The sequence below is a fragment of the Haemophilus sp. HMSC071C11 genome (assembly GCF_001837655.1).
GTDB classification, from domain to species: domain Bacteria; phylum Pseudomonadota; class Gammaproteobacteria; order Enterobacterales; family Pasteurellaceae; genus Haemophilus; species Haemophilus influenzae.
The window spans coordinates 64,453-80,195 of record NZ_KV833400.1 but is presented as its reverse complement, the minus strand read 5'-3'; the positions used below and the strand labels follow the sequence as shown (position 1 = coordinate 80,195).

Sequence of the window (15,743 nt, the reverse complement as noted above, 5' to 3'; positions counted from 1 at the left end):
ATTAATCCTTTAATTTTTCAATTTCGATAGTGAATTGATCAATATCATCAAAACTTAAATAGACTGATGCAAAACGAATATAAGCCACTTTATCGAGTTTTTTTAATTCATTCATCGCAAGTTTACCCACTAACTTACTTGGCACTTCACGTTCTCCAGTTGCACGCAGTTGAAGAATTATGTGATTAATTGCTTTTTCTACATCATCTGCACTTACAGGACGTTTTTCTAAGGCGTGTTGAATACCGCTGCGCAATTTATCTTCATTGAATGGCTCACGTGTACCATCAGTTTTGATAATTTTCGGTATGATTAATTCTGCCATTTCAAAAGTAGTAAAACGTTCGTGACAATGACCGCACTCACGGCGGCGGCGAACTTGATAACCATCAGATACTAAACGGCTATCAATGACTTTAGTTTCTTCTGTATCACAAAATGGACAGTGCATAGATAATTCTCCATAAAAGGGTGTTATTCTACTAAAAAATAGGTTATTTGACGATTAGCTTTGTGCCTTTCTTGTCTTCTTTTGTGCGAATAATAAGCCAAACCAAGCTTTTGTTTGTTTTAATAATTTCGCAATATTTTCAGGTTGTTTAAATCTTGAGGTCTGCGCTAATACTCGTGACCAATATGGATCGGCTTTTGACCCGAAACCATTACTTTCAGTTAATTCCTGAAGTTTTTCAGAAACGGAATTTTCATCACTTACAATAAAATCACTTATATTTCTTACTGTTGGCACCAATTGTATTTCTATTTGGCTTTGTAAATAATCTTTTACGTAAATTTGTAATTGAGCAAGCGCAACTTCACGCTCAATAGGCGGTAATTCGAGAACCTTATCTTGCGTAATTAATTTTGCTGGTACCGCATTTTCTTGTGTAACACATTGAATTAAATAATAAATCCAAGGACGAATACAATAACGATCTTTGTATTTCGCAAAATGCCAGTGAATGACTTGTGAATTATCGCCAAATAAAGCCTCCATATAACCAAATAAACGGATTTTTTGATTTTCGTTTTGCCAATCTACGGCAATATTAAAATCTATAGAAGCCTGTTTAGGCTCGCCAAGATCGGCTATTTTCTCTTTAAATTCTAAAACATTATCGCGAATATTTTCAGCATAAACCTTTCCAAACTCTGCGCGCGGTAACACGCCTTTTACTTCTGCTTGTCTAAAATAATCAGCAAAATTTTGTTCATCAAGGTAAATTAAGTCATTATTGAGAGAATAATTATCTAACCCACTTAAAGTGAAGTTTTCACTGTCAGCAATGCGTTCATCTTTATCGCGGAAATAAACACCAAGTTGTTTTTCAAAGAAAAATTTCACTGGATTTTCCACAAAGCTGACTAAAGAATCCAGTTCAACTTCTTCGATTTTTTCTGGGTTTTCTGTCATAGTGACGGCAAATTCCGAATTACTTGCACTTGCGTCAAATTGAGCCATTGGCAACCATTTTGTCGCAAAAGAGCGGGTAAATTTCTCGTTATATTTGAAATTATCTGGGCTAAATGCGGTCATTGGATGTTCAATGACAGTAAGGACATTTTCCTTTTGCCCTTGATTAATATAATCCACGAGTTGGCTTACCAATACGGAGGGTTCTTTCGGTTGATTATCGGTAATGGAACGCCCAATATAGCTGATATAGCAATAATTACGTGCGGCTAATAAGGCCTCTAAGAACAAATAACGATCATCATCACGGCGAACACGGTCGCCTTTTTGATAATGATATTGCATTAAGTCAAAACTGTTTGGTGTTTGTGTTCTTGGGTAATCGGCATCATTCATTCCAAGTAAACAAACCACTTTGAATGGCACTGAACGCATTGGTAATAAGGTGCAGAAGTTTACTTTCCCTGCAAGGAATTTGAGGCTATTTGGTGCATCTTCCAATTTCATTGTGATGACATCGGCAATCACATCTGCTTGTAATTTTTCAGTAAAATGGAGCATTTTTAGATGCTCAGCTAATTCATTAATTTTCTCTTGAATATAGAAAATCGTGTCGCTAGTGTCTTCATTTTGTACGAAGAAATCTGATAAAAGTGCGGTTAAAATTTCTTGCCATTTTTCGATGGAATGTGCTTGTTGCAGGGTTTCATGCAGCAAGGAAAGTGCGGTGAAAAAGTACGATAAATTTCCAGCAAGTTCACCTTTTAAGCCATAGCTGCTGTTTAACCCCAAACTATCTTGCCAAATACCCTGCTCTTCACGCATCGCATAGCCTAAAATCATTCTTTCTAATCCAGCTTGCCAAGAATTAAAATTGATGCCATCTTGATTTTTTTGCAAACCGAAACGAATCCCTGAATCCGCCACCCATTCTCGCACTAATGGTAAATCAGCAAGAGAAATATTAAATCGTTCTCGCGTCGCAGGAATATCCAACAACGCTAACACATCTTCCGCACTAAAATTGCTTTCTTTTAAGCGTAATAAAGTTAAGTAACTTGAGACCAACACATCGCTTTCTGAAAGTTTATTATCTGAAAGTGAAAATGGAATTTGTGGAGCATTTCTATTTTTTTGCCCGAAAACGGCCTGAATATAAGGCGTGTATTGATTTATATCTGCCACCATAACAACTACATCTTTTGGCGTAAGGTTAGGATCTTGATTGAATAAATCGAGTAAATAATCGTGCAAGACTTCCACTTCCCGCATAGCACTGTGGCAAGAATGTAGAGTTAAAGTGCGGTCATTTTTTGCGATATTTAACGGTTTATTTTCTAAATGCAGAATTTGAGATTGCAATTGTCCAAGTAAACTGTTCGATTTAATTTCTTGATAAGCATTGACGGGATAAGTTGGAATATGTTCTTCATCTCGCACTAAGGTATAGAGAAAATCTCGTCCCATTTTCCCCCAAGCCGCCAGCAATGGATTGCCTACTTGAAGGTTTTCATTTTGATAAGTGACGTCAAACTGAGCGTTTTCTAGTTGAGAAAGTTGTTCCTCAGAAAAGAGCGGTTGATTTTCATTTTGTTTATTGAATTGATAACGCTGACGAGAACGCAAATAATCAAGGCGTAGATCACTAATATCCCCCCAATATTCTTGGCAAGGATTATTAAAAAATAAATGAATATCCACTTCAGAGGATATCGCTTGCAAAATATTGAGATAAGCAGTTGGAAGCGCTGGAATACCAAAAATAAATATGCGTGAAGGTAATTTTTTCGGTGCTTTTTTATCCGCAAGCAAGGCTAAGAACTGATTATGCAAAGCCGCTCGATGTGTAGCATCATCAACATCTGATTTAACATCGACGACCAACGCACGCCATAGCTCCCCTTGCCATTTTATATTGCCTTGAATTTGCTCAAACAACGTATCGTTTAGGTTAGGTTGTTGCTTTCGTATTTGCGCAGTGATTTGTTCATCTTCGCCTTTTTCCCAAGCAAAAATCCATTCAGCTCGGTAAACTAAATATTGGTCAAATAAGTCGGCTATTTTACTGCTAAGTTGATAAAGTTTGTATTGTTCAGAATGTGGCGAAGATGCTAAATAATTTCGTAAAGGCAAAAAATTTTCTTTCTCGAGAAAAGTCGGGATTAAGCGTATTAAACGCCACATCATTGAATCTTTATCAAAAGGGTTTTCCAATGCCGTTGCGGGTAAATTTTGAGCATAAAGCTGCCAAATAAAACTTGCTGGCATAGGAAATTTTAGGTTCGCTGAAATGCCTGTTTCTTTGGCGAGTTCAATTTGTAGCCATTGTGCCATATTAGGGCTTTGCACCAAAATAATATCTTGTTGAAAAGGATCTTCAGGTGGTAAAGATTTGAATAAAGAAGAAAGAATTTCTTTTTGTTTTTCAAGCTGATTGGAATAATAAATAATGAACACAATGGCGACCTTTTGATGATTTAACCTAGAAAAAACAACGCCATTTTACTGAGTTTTTATCAAAATTTCACTCGTAGGATAACGCACAATAATGCGTTCATTTTCACATCGAATACGAAAAGTTAAGCCATTTTGTTGTATCAATTGTTCACAAGCTAACCCTAAAAATTGGCGTTGAGCTTGATTCTCTGCAATTTGTGTTGCCTGAAAATCTTGATAAATTTTTACCGCACTTTTTCGCTGTTCTGCCGTCCATTGATTAAAAACAAGAAATAAAACGCTAAATAAAGCTAAAGAAAATAACAATGTAATAAGAGACATTCCTTTATTCATCCTGAACATTAAAATCACTCCAACTTTTTTCTGCTAACTTCCACTGACTATATTGTTGCACTAAAGCGACCACCGTCTTTTTCCCATAAGCTAAAGTTACGCCATCTAAAGTTAAATTCCCGTTGGTAATCACTGCGCCACTAATCCTCCCTTTGCCAGTCAATTTTAAATCGCCCTCTGCAATTAATACGGCAGACACCGTGCCATTAATTTCAACCTCTGCTTGTGAATCTGAAAACCAATAAAGTTTAGGCGTTTTATTCGCGTTTAAAATTCTGGGCGGAGAAGAAAAGTGCGGTCGAAAATAGGCAAGTTTTTCGCCACTCACAAAATCTTTCAATGCGCCTTGATTATCTCCCTTTTTAGGCGATTTTTTAAATAGGCTCATTCTTTCACACCAAAGAAAATATTGAATTGAATCTGTGGCACCATCAAGCGTAATGCTGATTTGCTTTACACTTTCATCATTATTTAATGATAAATCAAGGCAGGCAGTTTGTTTTTTCAAGGCTGTTATTCTTTGTAATTGTAATGTTCTTTCCACATACAGTTTTCGTTGATTTTGTTGCGCCCGAAAAAAACTTAAATTGCTATCATCTAACAATAAGATTACGCTTAATAAGCCTGAAATAAAAATCAGAATAGTCAGCGTAATAATACCTTTTTGTATTGTCATTGTTTTTGATTCCAAAGAGCAACGACAAGGGAGGTTTCATAACTGATATTTGGGGTTTGTTTTAAATTTCCTTTTAACTTGATTTCTAATCCTTTGCCTTCAATTAACCAATTAAATTGTAGCCTAGTAATTTCATATTCGTTGTTATCTAATAAATCTGCCCAACCTCCCCCAGCGTTGCAAGCGGTTTGTTGAAAAGCACGTTTACACGTTTCTGCCGTGCAATTAGTAGGAATAACACTTTGATAAGTCAGTTTGGTTTTTATCATTTTGTTACTCACTTTATAGCCAAATAATTCTTCAGTACTACTTTTAGATGTATTTTTCCCATTTTTCATACAGGTTTTCGGCGAACCTTTACCAATACACCCATTTTTATTTAAATCATAAAAGAACAACACGCAGCTATTAGGTGGCGCATTATCTTCTTGGCTAATAAAAATGGCTGTGCCTTGTTCATCTAATTCAAATAAAAATAAATTGCTTTCCGTCAGTTTTGCATTTAATGCTCGAAATCCTAATCGGCGAAGATCTTTGCCTATTAACTGTAATATTCGTTGTAATTCAGCTTGTAATTTTAAATGTAATAACATTTGTTGGTTTTGTGTTTGTATTTGCACATAAAAATGCGAAATGCTTAGCAGCAATAAAGAAGACAAAGCCAGTGAAATCATCAGTGCTAATAGGGTTTGCCCTTTTAATAATGTTTTCATCATTAATTACAAGCACTATCAAATTGATTGGTTTTTAAACGAATACTGCCAACATTGAAAAATAAAAATAACGTACGTTCATTTTCTGCTTGCAAAATAAAGCAACGAGTAACGATAGTATTACGAATGCCATCAAATCTCGTGATTTCTTTTGGATAAATATGATGGCTTTGAATCATCGTTTTATTAGGAAAATAAGGATAGTAAAAATGCGCATAAACCTCTTTCGGGCAATTTATCGGATTTAAACAATCACAAGTTTGGTTATTTTTTACTTGTGCCGTTAAGCACCATTGTTGTGTCGCAAGGTTCCGATTGATAAGTAAAAACCACACTTCCGATGAATTTTCTGCACGAACCTGAATTTGTCGTAGAAATAAATACAAGCGATGTTGCTCTTTGGCTAAAATCGTTTTAGGTGAATCGGTTTGCCATAATGGCACGACAAAACTCAGCACAATGCTGATGATTGCTAATCCAATCAATAATTCCACTAATGTCACACCTTTCTGCATAAAACGCTCCAATTTTCTACCGCACTTTAACCATAAATAATGGGTAGAAAAATCACTTGATGTGATTTTTGCGATCTATATCGCAAAGTTTTTCTGAAAATCTATAAAAACCATTGTTTTATGATTTTCAACTGGTTATTTTGGCAAATCTCGCTATAATGGTGCGGAATTTTTCTGTTCTTTAAAATCTGGTGGAAATATGAATCCAATGTTAAATATCGCTATTCGTGCGGCACGAAAAGCGGGTAATGTGATTGCTAAAAATTATGAACGCCGTGATGCTATCGAAAGCACACAAAAAGGTATTAATGATTATGTAACAAACGTTGATAAAGCGGCAGAAGCAGAAATCATTGAAATTATTCGTAAATCTTATCCTGATCACACAATTATTACGGAAGAAACAGGCGCAATTGAAGGCAAAGAAGGCAAAGATAGCGATGTACAATGGATTATTGATCCGCTAGATGGTACTCGTAATTTTATGACAGGGCTTCCCCACTTTTCTGTGTCTATCGCAGTTCGTGTAAAAAATCGCACTGAAGTCGGGGTTGTTTACGATCCAATCCGCAATGAATTATTTACTGCTGTGCGTGGCGAAGGTGCAAAATTAAATGAAGTACGTTTACGTGTAGATAGTAAACGTGAACTTCAAGGTTCAATTTTAGCCACTGGTTTTCCATTCAAACAACCAAAATTAATGCCAGCTCAATTTGCAATGATGAATGCCTTAATTGAAGATGCCGCTGATTTCCGTCGTACGGGTTCTGCCGCATTAGATTTATGCTATGTGGCGTCAAACCGTATTGATGGTTATTTTGAAATGGGCTTAAAAGCATGGGATTGTGCTGCTGGCGATTTAATCGTGCGTGAAGCAGGTGGTTTAGTTTGCGATTTTGATGCTGGTAACGGCTACTTACGCAGTGGCAATATCATTGCTGCACCATCACGCGTAATTAAAGAAATGTTAAATAAAATTCGCCCTTGTTTAGGTGCTGAATTTAATCATTAATTTTTATAAGCACAATAGCACCTATCAAGGTGCTATTTTTAATTTTATTAATGAAACATACTTGATTAGCGACTTTATCTGCACATCAACGAAAAAAACGACGACATTATGCTTCCAGAACTTGGCTTTTTCCTTCTTTTACTCGCAACAGCTAGCGCGTTTTTTCTTGCGTTAGTGCCTCAATTTGGGTTGTTCAAAAAAAATTCGACTTTAATTAATGCTGCTTGGCCGCTTAGTTATATTTTTACCCTTGCGACGACGTTCTCAATTGGTTTGCTTACTTATTCTTTTGCGGTGGATGATTTCACCCTTGAATATGTAGCGGCACATTCCAACTCTCAATTACCTACATTTTTTAAAGTGGCTGCCACTTGGGGAGGACATGAAGGTTCAATGTTGTTTTGGTTATTTTCATTGAGTTTATGGCTTGCTGCTTTTGCTTTTTTTAATCGAAAAAATGACCGCACTTTTTCCGCTCAATCTTTATCTTTATTGGGATTGATTTGCTTTGGTTTTGCGGTGTTTATTTTATTTTATTCCAATCCATTTGGACGCATTTTCCCTGCTCCCGCAGAAGGGCGCGATCTCAATCCAATGTTGCAAGATGTGGGATTAATTTTCCATCCGCCTTTATTATATGTTGGCTATGTGGGCTTTGCGGTAAATTTTGCAATGAGTTTGAGTGCGTTGATTTATAACCAATCTGCACGACAAATTGCCCGCTCAATGCGTGGATGGGTGTTGGTTTCTTGGTTGTTTTTAACCATTGGCATTGTGCTTGGTGCTTGGTGGGCATATTACGAACTTGGCTGGGGCGGTTGGTGGTTCTGGGATCCCGTAGAAAATGCGTCTTTAATGCCTTGGTTGCTTGGGTTAGCGTTATTACACAGTTTAATGGCGACGGAAAAACAAGGCGTATTTAGTTATTGGACAACGCTTTTTTCTCTGCTTGCTTTTGCCTTTAGCGTATTAGGCACGTTTATTGTTCGTTCTGGCGCGCTCACTTCTGTGCACGCCTTTGCATTGGATAACACGCGCGGTTATGTGTTGTTATTAATTTTCTTTGTTTTGACAGCGTTAGCCTTTGGTTTATTCGCTTTACGAGCGGGAAGTTCATCAGAAAGTGCGGTGAAATTTCAGTTCATTTCTAAATCGGGTGGCATTTTATTACTGAATATTTTGCTGACCATTGCGACGGTTTCTACCTTTTTAGGTACCTTTTACCCGATGTTATTCCAAGCGATGAATTGGGGCTCAATTTCGGTGGGAAGTCCTTATTTTAATAGTATTTTCTTCCCCATTATTACGGCGATTTTAATCCTAATGGTAATTGTGCTTAGCATACGTAAGGGGCAATTTGATCGCACATTATTGATACGTTGTGGGTGGTTGCTTATTCCGTCTTTAATTCTTGCAGGCCTAATGATTTGGCAACAGCTACGCCATAATTCTGCGTTGAATTTTCACGCTTTCGCTTTTGTGTTATTAACTCTTGCGATTTGGCTTTTGTTGGTCACTTTATGGCAAAATTGGCGACAAATTCGTTTGTCTCAATTTGGTATGATTTTAGCGCATTGTGGCGTGGCGATTGTAACTATTGGTGCGGTAATGAGTGGTTATTTTGGCAGTGAAATTGGTGTGCGTTTAGCACCGCAACAAAGTCAAACGCTGGGACAATATGAATTTCACTATCGCCAATTTTCTAATGAAATCGGACCAAACTTTACGGCAGAAGTCGCCTTTTTTGACGTAACTGAAAATGGTAAACCTTATGCAGAAATTATCCCCGAACGCCGTTATTACGATGTTCGTACAATGACAATGAGTGAAGTGGGGCTTAATGGCGGTTTTTGGGGCGATTTATATATTGTGATGGGCGATTCTCTCGGCAAAGGGGAATTTACTTTCCGCTTACATTATAAACCACTGATTCGTTGGCTTTGGGCGGGCGGTATTTTAATGGCCTTTGGCGCACTTTTTAGCGTCTTCGGATTACGCAGAAAACAGGAAAAATAATGAACAAAAAACTTCTCTTTTTTGCACCGCTCTTTGTGCTTTTAGGCGTGTGTGTATTATTAATTGCTGGGTTAAATCAAGATCCGAAAAAAATTGCGTCGGCTTTAATTGATAAACCCGTTCCAGAGTTTTATCAGGCTAATTTACATGATCCATCACAAATCGTAAGCCCGAAAGATTTTCCTAAACAGCCATTTTTATTAAATGTGTGGGGCAGTTGGTGTGGTTATTGCAAAGAAGAACATCCGTTGTTAATTGAGATTGCAAAAACGTTGCCTATTGTGGGTGTAGATTATCGCGACAATCCGCAAAATGGTATTGAAATACTTAAGAGAATGGGCAATCCGTTCATCTTAACTATTGATGATAGTCAGGGAGAACTTGCCCTCAAATTAGGCGTGGATGGTGCGCCAGAAACTTATCTTGTGGATGAAAATGGTGTGATTCGTTATCGCCATTCTGGTTTATTGGATAAAGAAACTTGGCAAACGGTATTTTTGCCAAAAATTGAAGCATTGAAGAATAAATGAAAAGCCTATTAGATATTTTTACTCGAGTTCAAAAAACATTTGTTTTTGCAACCGCACTTTTATTCGCATTTTCCTTGTTTACTCAAGCGGAAATGGTGGATACCTATCAATTCCAAAATCAAGATGATCGTACTCGTGCCGTAGAGTTGGCAAAATCTTTACGCTGCCCACAATGTCAAAACCAAAATTTGGTGGAATCTAATTCTCCAATTGCTTATGACTTGCGTCTTGAAGTGTACAAAATGGTGGATGAGGGCAAAAGCAATCAGCAAATTATCGATAAAATGACGGCTAGATTTGGTGATTTTGTGAATTACAAACCGCCATTCAAATGGAATACGGCGTTGTTATGGTTATTGCCAGTCGCCCTTTTAATTCTAGCTGCAGTATTGCTTTATTTCTCAAATAGGAAAAAACAGTTTTCAGAAAAAGTGGTTGCACAACAACTAGAGAATGATGAAATAATTTCCCTCCCCTCAACCTTTGGCAGCTCCCCCCGCAAGCAAGGGGAGCCAAGTAAACTTTCTAAGGGAAAAGTGAATAGCAAAATTTATTTTGTGCTTTTTACTTTACTCATCGCTATTCCAGCTACTTATTATTTTTCCCTTGATCGTTTTAGTCGTGTTCAACAAGGCGAGCAATCGATGATTGAGCAACATAATCAAAATGTTGAAATGAATGATGAACACAAAAATGAAAATGTGATTGAGAAGCTCCAAAATAAACTGCGAACTGATCCGAATAATGCGGAAACTTGGCTTCAACTTGGGGAAGCCTATGTGCAGAATAATGAATTTGATAGCGCGCTTGTGGCTTATTCTAATGCGGAAAAATTGTCGGGAAGTAAACCTAATATTTTAGGCTTGGCAGCCACCGCACTTTATTATCAAGCAGGTCAGCAAGTGACCCCAAAAGTCGAGCAACTTTTGAATGAAGCTTTGGCAAAAGATAAAAATGAAGTATCTAGTCTTTCTTTGTTGGCGACAATTGCCTTAGAAAATCGCCAATATCAACAAGCCGGTATGTATTTACAGCAGTTATTAGATTCAGGTAATGCGGCAGTGGATCGTCGTTCAGTTATTCAACGAATGAAGATGTTGGATTTTTTACAACGTGGTGAAAAAGGACAAAATCCGTGAGCCAATATTCTGAAAATATTATTATTGGTGCGGGTGCGGCAGGATTATTTTGTGCCGCACAATTGGCTAAGCTAGGCAAGTCGGTAACAGTTTTCGACAACGGCAAAAAAATCGGACGTAAGATTTTGATGTCGGGCGGTGGGTTTTGTAATTTCACCAATTTAGAGGTTACGCCAGCTCATTATCTTTCGCAAAATCCTCATTTCGTCAAATCGGCACTAGCTCGTTATACCAACTGGGATTTTATTTCTTTAGTGGCGGAGCAAGGGATTACTTATCACGAAAAGGAATTGGGGCAATTATTTTGCGATGAGGGTGCAGAACAAATCGTTGAAATGCTGAAATCTGAATGCGATAAATATGGTGCTAAGATTTTATTGCGTAGCGAAGTTTCTCAAGTTGAACGGATTCAAAATGATGAAAAAGTGCGGTTTGTTTTACAGGTAAATTCAACCCAATGGCAATGTAAAAATTTGATTGTTGCGACAGGTGGGCTTTCTATGCCTGGGCTTGGCGCAACGCCATTTGGTTATCAAATTGCGGAACAATTTGGCATTCCTGTTATTCCGCCTCGTGCGAGTTTAGTGCCTTTTACTTATCGAGAAACAGATAAATTTTTAACCGCACTTTCAGGTATTAGCTTGCCTGTCACTATCACGGCACTGTGCGGAAAATCTTTTTACAACCAGCTTTTGTTTACTCATCGTGGTATTTCAGGCCCTGCGGTGTTACAAATTTCTAATTATTGGCAGCCCACTGAGTCAGTGGAAATCGATTTATTACCGAACCACAATGTGGAAGAGGAAATTAATCAAGCAAAACAACATTCACCAAAACAAATGTTGAAAACCATCTTGGTTCGATTATTGCCGAAAAAATTGGTCGAACTTTGGATTGAACAAGGCATTGTGCAAGATGAAGTTAGCGCTAACATCAGCAAAGTGCGGGTAAAAAATCTGGTGGATTTTATTCATCACTGGGAATTTACTCCAAATGGCACAGAAGGCTATCGCACGGCTGAAGTGACAATGGGCGGTGTGGACACCAAAATGATTTCTTCTAAAACAATGGAAAGTAACCTTGTACAAGGTTTGTATTTTATTGGGGAAGTGCTAGATATAACAGGCTGGCTAGGCGGTTACAACTTTCAATGGGCGTGGAGTTCAGCTTATGCTTGTGCAACGAATATCTCAAGACAATAAATAGATAAAGATCAAAGCATACGCATTTTTTACAAGACAAAATCTCAAAATAGCTTTATCATATCGCCTGTTTTAGGCTCGCTTAACCCGTTTTAATTAACTTAATTGAGGAAAATAAAAATGGCAAAAATCGTTAAAGTGATTGGTCGCGAAATCATCGACTCACGCGGTAACCCAACTGTTGAAGCTGAAGTTCATCTTGAAGGTGGTTTTGTTGGTTTAGCTGCGGCTCCATCTGGTGCATCAACTGGTTCTCGTGAAGCATTAGAATTACGTGACGGCGACAAATCTCGTTTCTTAGGTAAAGGCGTATTAAAAGCCGTGTCTGCAGTGAACAACGAAATCGCACAAGCCATCGTTGGTAAAGATGCAACAAACCAAGCTGAAATCGACCAAATTATGATCGATTTAGATGGTACTGAAAACAAATCTAACTTTGGTGCAAATGCAATCTTAGCGGTATCTTTAGCAAACGCAAAAGCAGCAGCAGCATCTAAAGGTTTACCACTTTACGCTTACATTGCAGAATTGAACAGCACACCTGGTGTTTACTCTATGCCATTACCAATGATGAACATCATCAACGGTGGTGAGCACGCAGATAACAACGTGGATATCCAAGAATTTATGATTCAACCAGTTGGTGCGAAAACATTACGTGAAGCACTTCGTATCGGTGCTGAAGTATTCCACAACCTTGCTAAAGTATTAAAAGCTAAAGGCATGAGCACAGCAGTTGGTGACGAAGGGGGTTTCGCACCTAACTTAGCATCTAACGCAGATGCTTTAGCATGTATCAAAGAAGCAGTTGAAAAAGCAGGTTATGTATTAGGTAAAGACGTTACTTTAGCGATGGACTGCGCATCTTCTGAGTTCTACAACAAAGAAACTGGCAAATACGAAATGAAAGGCGAAGGCCGTTCATTCACTTCTCAAGAGTTCACACATTATCTTGAAGAATTAACTAAACAATACCCAATCGTGTCTATCGAAGATGGTCAAGATGAATCTGACTGGGAAGGTTTTGCATACCAAACTAAAGTGTTAGGCGACCGCGTTCAATTAGTGGGCGACGACTTATTCGTAACTAACACCAAAATCTTAAAAGAAGGTATCGAAAAAGGTATCGCAAACTCTATCTTAATCAAATTCAACCAAATCGGTTCTTTAACTGAAACTTTAGCAGCAATCAAAATGGCTAAAGATGCAGGTTACACTGCGGTTATCTCTCACCGTTCAGGCGAAACTGAAGATGCAACTATCGCTGATTTAGCGGTTGGTACAGCAGCAGGTCAAATCAAAACTGGTTCTATGAGCCGTTCTGACCGTATTGCGAAATACAACCAATTAATTCGTATCGAAGAAGCATTAGAACGTGCAGGTACTCCAGCTGCATTCCCAGGCTTAAAAGCAGTTAAAGGTCAAGCGTAATTCACGCTGAATTTACTGTAAAATCTCACCGCACTTTGTATAAAAGTGCGGTGTTTTTATATCTAATATTTAAAGGAAAGGGAATGTTACATTTAACTTTAGAGGACGAACTCTTTTTAGGAACGCCAAAGCAAGTAGGAACGCATTCTACGGTATTTGAGCATTTTGCCGTAATGTTTGAAGATGACGGCGAAACAGGCTATTTTTATGCACTTGATATGCGTCAAAATGCCCAACCGATAGTTGATATGTTGCACGTGTATAATGTTGATTCAACCTCTAATCATCATGAGGCACGCAAACTTGAAATTTGTTGGGATGAGAGTGGTTATTTAGCATTGTTGCTTATTAATGGCTATCCTCATGCCGTATTTGATTTTGCTCGTTTAGTCGGCTATAACAGCAATAAATATCCACAACCAGATTTAATGAGCATGTGGACTCGTGAAGAAATTACTAATAAACAGGCCGAGCAATGGCTAGGCGTGAAAACCATTCGATAAAAATTGAGAACAATGAAAAAGAAAAATCAGATTTTAGTTAGTTTATCTATTGTGGCCTTATTAGGAGGCTGTTCAGAAGAACAAGTACAACGTGATGTGTATCAATCTTTAGACGATTGTTTAGCGGATTGGAAAAAAATTGAGCTTTGTGAGGCAGATAAAAATACTGAAAGTACTCAGAAAACTGAAACTACACCACAGCAGGGGCTTGGTTTAAATATTCGTGATAACGGTAATGCAGAAAGTGCGGTAAAAAATCCAGCTGAAAATAATGCACAAGCTAATCAAAGCGAGAACAATACCGAATCGACTGCAAAAGCTGAAAGTAACGATCCTTCTTTAGGGGCTGCGATTGCTGGTGGCGTTATGGGGTATATGGTGGCTCGTGCAATTAGTAATTTCCTTGGCCCAAGTTATCATCCTGGAAATCGAGCGGTCACCACACCAACAGGGCAAGTGGTGCAACCTCAAACGAATCGTTCTGTTGGAAAACCAATGCTCGTGAAAGGAAATGCAGGAAGCATGAATAGTAAACCTGTATCTCGTGGTGGTTTTAGTAGCCCAAATAATACTCATCGTAGCAGTGGGGGATAAATGAAGCGTGTAACAGGGTTTCCTACTCGACCAGATATGGTTCAACAGCTACTTAATGTTGGATTTGATTATTATAACTTGCCTTCCAGTGATGGATCTCATTATTGGTCTGATAATGTCGCCTATGAATTTACCTTAGCGGAAATTGATCGCATTGAGGATACCACTAATGAATTGCATTCAATGTGTTTAGATTTTGCGGCGGATGAAATTAAAAAAGGCGATTATGAAAATTATCGTTTTACGGAGTTGCAAAAACAGATTATTGAAAGCTCTTGGCGTAATCAAGATCCTTATTTATATGGACGCTTTGATTTTGGCTATGATGGCGACAACCTAAAAATGTTTGAATATAACGCCGATACACCAACATCTTTGTTGGAGGCAGCGGTTGTTCAATGGCAGTGGTTGGAGCAAATTGAGGGCTTGAAACATCGTGATCAGTTCAACTGGATTCATGAAGAATTAATTAAACATTTCCAATTTTTGAAACAACAAAGTGGAAAAACAGATTTCCATTTGAGTGCCATGCAGGATGCTGGTCGTGAAGATTGGGGCAATGTGGATTATTTAGCTGATGTGGCTTATAACGCGGGTTGGAATATTCATCAATTAGCGGTGGAAGATATTGGCTATAACAGCGAAACAAAAAAATTTGTAGATTTAAATGATCAGCCTATTGAAATGTTATTTAAATTGTATCCGCTGGAATGGCTAAGCCACGCTGAGTTTGCTCGCCATATTACAACGGCTGAAACACGATTTATTGAGCCTGCGTGGAAAATGTTGTTAAGTAATAAAGCACTATTGGCAAAACTTTGGGCACGTTATCCTAATCATCCGAATTTATTGCCAGCTTATTTTACGCCCTTCGAATTACCAAAAGATTTATCAATGTGGGTTAAAAAACCATTGTTAGGTCGAGAAGGTGCTAATGTCTTCTATTACGAAAAAAACAATGGCGTAGAATTTGCAGCGAAAGGAAGCGAATACTCTACGTTTTATGGCAATTCAGGTTATGTTTATCAACAAAAATTTGAATTACCGAGTTTTGATGGAATGTATCCAATTATCGGTTCTTGGGTTGTGGGGGATGTGGCTTGCGGTATGGGATTACGCGAAGATTTTACTGCAGTGACGGGTAATGATAGTCATTTTATACCTCATTATTTTGTACCTTGATATATATTTATCATTATTACTCAAAT

15 protein-coding genes are annotated in these 15,743 nt (G+C 37.9%); 9 read left to right on the top strand and 6 right to left on the bottom strand.

Annotation, left to right across the window (positions count from 1 at the left end; translation table 11 throughout):
• Nucleotide 1: 1 nt before the first annotated feature.
• The 6 genes from nrdR to HMPREF2644_RS01550 are packed head-to-tail and all read right to left on the bottom strand — an operon-like array spanning nt 2 to nt 6,108.
• Complete coding sequence (gene nrdR / locus HMPREF2644_RS01575) at nt 2-451, bottom strand: transcriptional regulator NrdR (protein WP_005648026.1); 450 nt, start codon at nt 449-451, stop codon at nt 2-4.
• 54 nt (nt 452-505) lie between these two features.
• Nucleotides 506-3,871, bottom strand: a complete 3,366-nt coding sequence (gene recC / locus HMPREF2644_RS01570; protein ID WP_011272303.1) for an exodeoxyribonuclease V subunit gamma — start codon at nt 3,869-3,871, stop codon at nt 506-508.
• Between the two features lie 45 nt (nt 3,872-3,916).
• The gene (locus HMPREF2644_RS01565; protein WP_021034778.1) at nt 3,917-4,204 is read right to left on the bottom strand and encodes a DUF5374 domain-containing protein; all 288 of its coding nucleotides are present in this window, start codon (nt 4,202-4,204) and stop codon (nt 3,917-3,919) included.
• Nucleotides 4,197-4,880 (bottom strand): DUF2572 family protein, encoded by a 684-nt coding sequence (locus HMPREF2644_RS01560; RefSeq protein ID WP_011272301.1) that lies wholly within the window; start codon nt 4,878-4,880, stop codon nt 4,197-4,199. The genes HMPREF2644_RS01565 and HMPREF2644_RS01560 overlap by 8 nt, the downstream gene beginning before the upstream one ends.
• Entirely contained in the window at nt 4,877-5,596 is a 720-nt protein-coding gene (locus HMPREF2644_RS01555; RefSeq protein WP_011272300.1) for a PulJ/GspJ family protein, read from the bottom strand. Before HMPREF2644_RS01555 ends, HMPREF2644_RS01560 begins: the two co-directional genes overlap by 4 nt.
• A complete protein-coding gene (locus tag HMPREF2644_RS01550) occupies nt 5,596-6,108 on the bottom strand; it encodes a pilus assembly FimT family protein (RefSeq protein WP_011272299.1) in 513 nt (170 codons plus the stop codon). Before HMPREF2644_RS01550 ends, HMPREF2644_RS01555 begins: the two co-directional genes overlap by 1 nt.
• 199 nt (nt 6,109-6,307) lie before the next feature.
• Between HMPREF2644_RS01550 and suhB the strand changes: the two genes are divergently transcribed.
• From suhB to HMPREF2644_RS01505, 9 genes are all read left to right on the top strand, one after another.
• Nucleotides 6,308-7,120 carry an inositol-1-monophosphatase gene (gene suhB / locus HMPREF2644_RS01545; protein ID WP_011272298.1) on the top strand — a complete coding sequence of 271 codons (813 nt, stop codon included), beginning with the start codon at nt 6,308-6,310 and terminating at the stop codon, nt 7,118-7,120.
• Nucleotides 7,121-7,228: 108 nt separating this feature from the next.
• Nucleotides 7,229-9,136, top strand: coding sequence for a heme lyase NrfEFG subunit NrfE (gene nrfE / locus HMPREF2644_RS01540; protein ID WP_011272297.1), 1,908 nt, complete (start codon nt 7,229-7,231; stop codon nt 9,134-9,136).
• On the top strand, nt 9,136-9,666 hold the full coding sequence (locus HMPREF2644_RS01535) for a DsbE family thiol:disulfide interchange protein (RefSeq protein ID WP_005688388.1): 531 nt from the start codon (nt 9,136-9,138) through the stop codon (nt 9,664-9,666). Before nrfE ends, HMPREF2644_RS01535 begins: the two co-directional genes overlap by 1 nt.
• Nucleotides 9,663-10,805 (top strand): heme lyase NrfEFG subunit NrfF, encoded by a 1,143-nt coding sequence (gene nrfF / locus HMPREF2644_RS01530; RefSeq protein ID WP_005688390.1) that lies wholly within the window; start codon nt 9,663-9,665, stop codon nt 10,803-10,805. The genes HMPREF2644_RS01535 and nrfF overlap by 4 nt, the downstream gene beginning before the upstream one ends.
• Nucleotides 10,802-12,007 carry a BaiN/RdsA family NAD(P)/FAD-dependent oxidoreductase gene (locus HMPREF2644_RS01525; protein WP_070828180.1) on the top strand — a complete coding sequence of 402 codons (1,206 nt, stop codon included), beginning with the start codon at nt 10,802-10,804 and terminating at the stop codon, nt 12,005-12,007. Before nrfF ends, HMPREF2644_RS01525 begins: the two co-directional genes overlap by 4 nt.
• Nucleotides 12,008-12,127: 120 nt before the next feature.
• Nucleotides 12,128-13,438 (top strand): phosphopyruvate hydratase, encoded by a 1,311-nt coding sequence (gene eno, locus HMPREF2644_RS01520; protein ID WP_070828179.1) that lies wholly within the window; start codon nt 12,128-12,130, stop codon nt 13,436-13,438.
• An 83-nt stretch (nt 13,439-13,521) separates the two neighbouring features.
• On the top strand, nt 13,522-13,941 hold the full coding sequence (locus HMPREF2644_RS01515; protein ID WP_005636440.1) for a DUF2251 domain-containing protein: 420 nt from the start codon (nt 13,522-13,524) through the stop codon (nt 13,939-13,941).
• 12 nt (nt 13,942-13,953) lie between these two features.
• Nucleotides 13,954-14,535, top strand: coding sequence for a DUF1190 domain-containing protein (locus tag HMPREF2644_RS01510; protein ID WP_061401264.1), 582 nt, complete (start codon nt 13,954-13,956; stop codon nt 14,533-14,535).
• On the top strand, nt 14,536-15,717 hold the full coding sequence (locus tag HMPREF2644_RS01505; RefSeq protein WP_070828178.1) for a glutathionylspermidine synthase family protein: 1,182 nt from the start codon (nt 14,536-14,538) through the stop codon (nt 15,715-15,717).
• Nucleotides 15,718-15,743 lie beyond the last annotated feature (26 nt).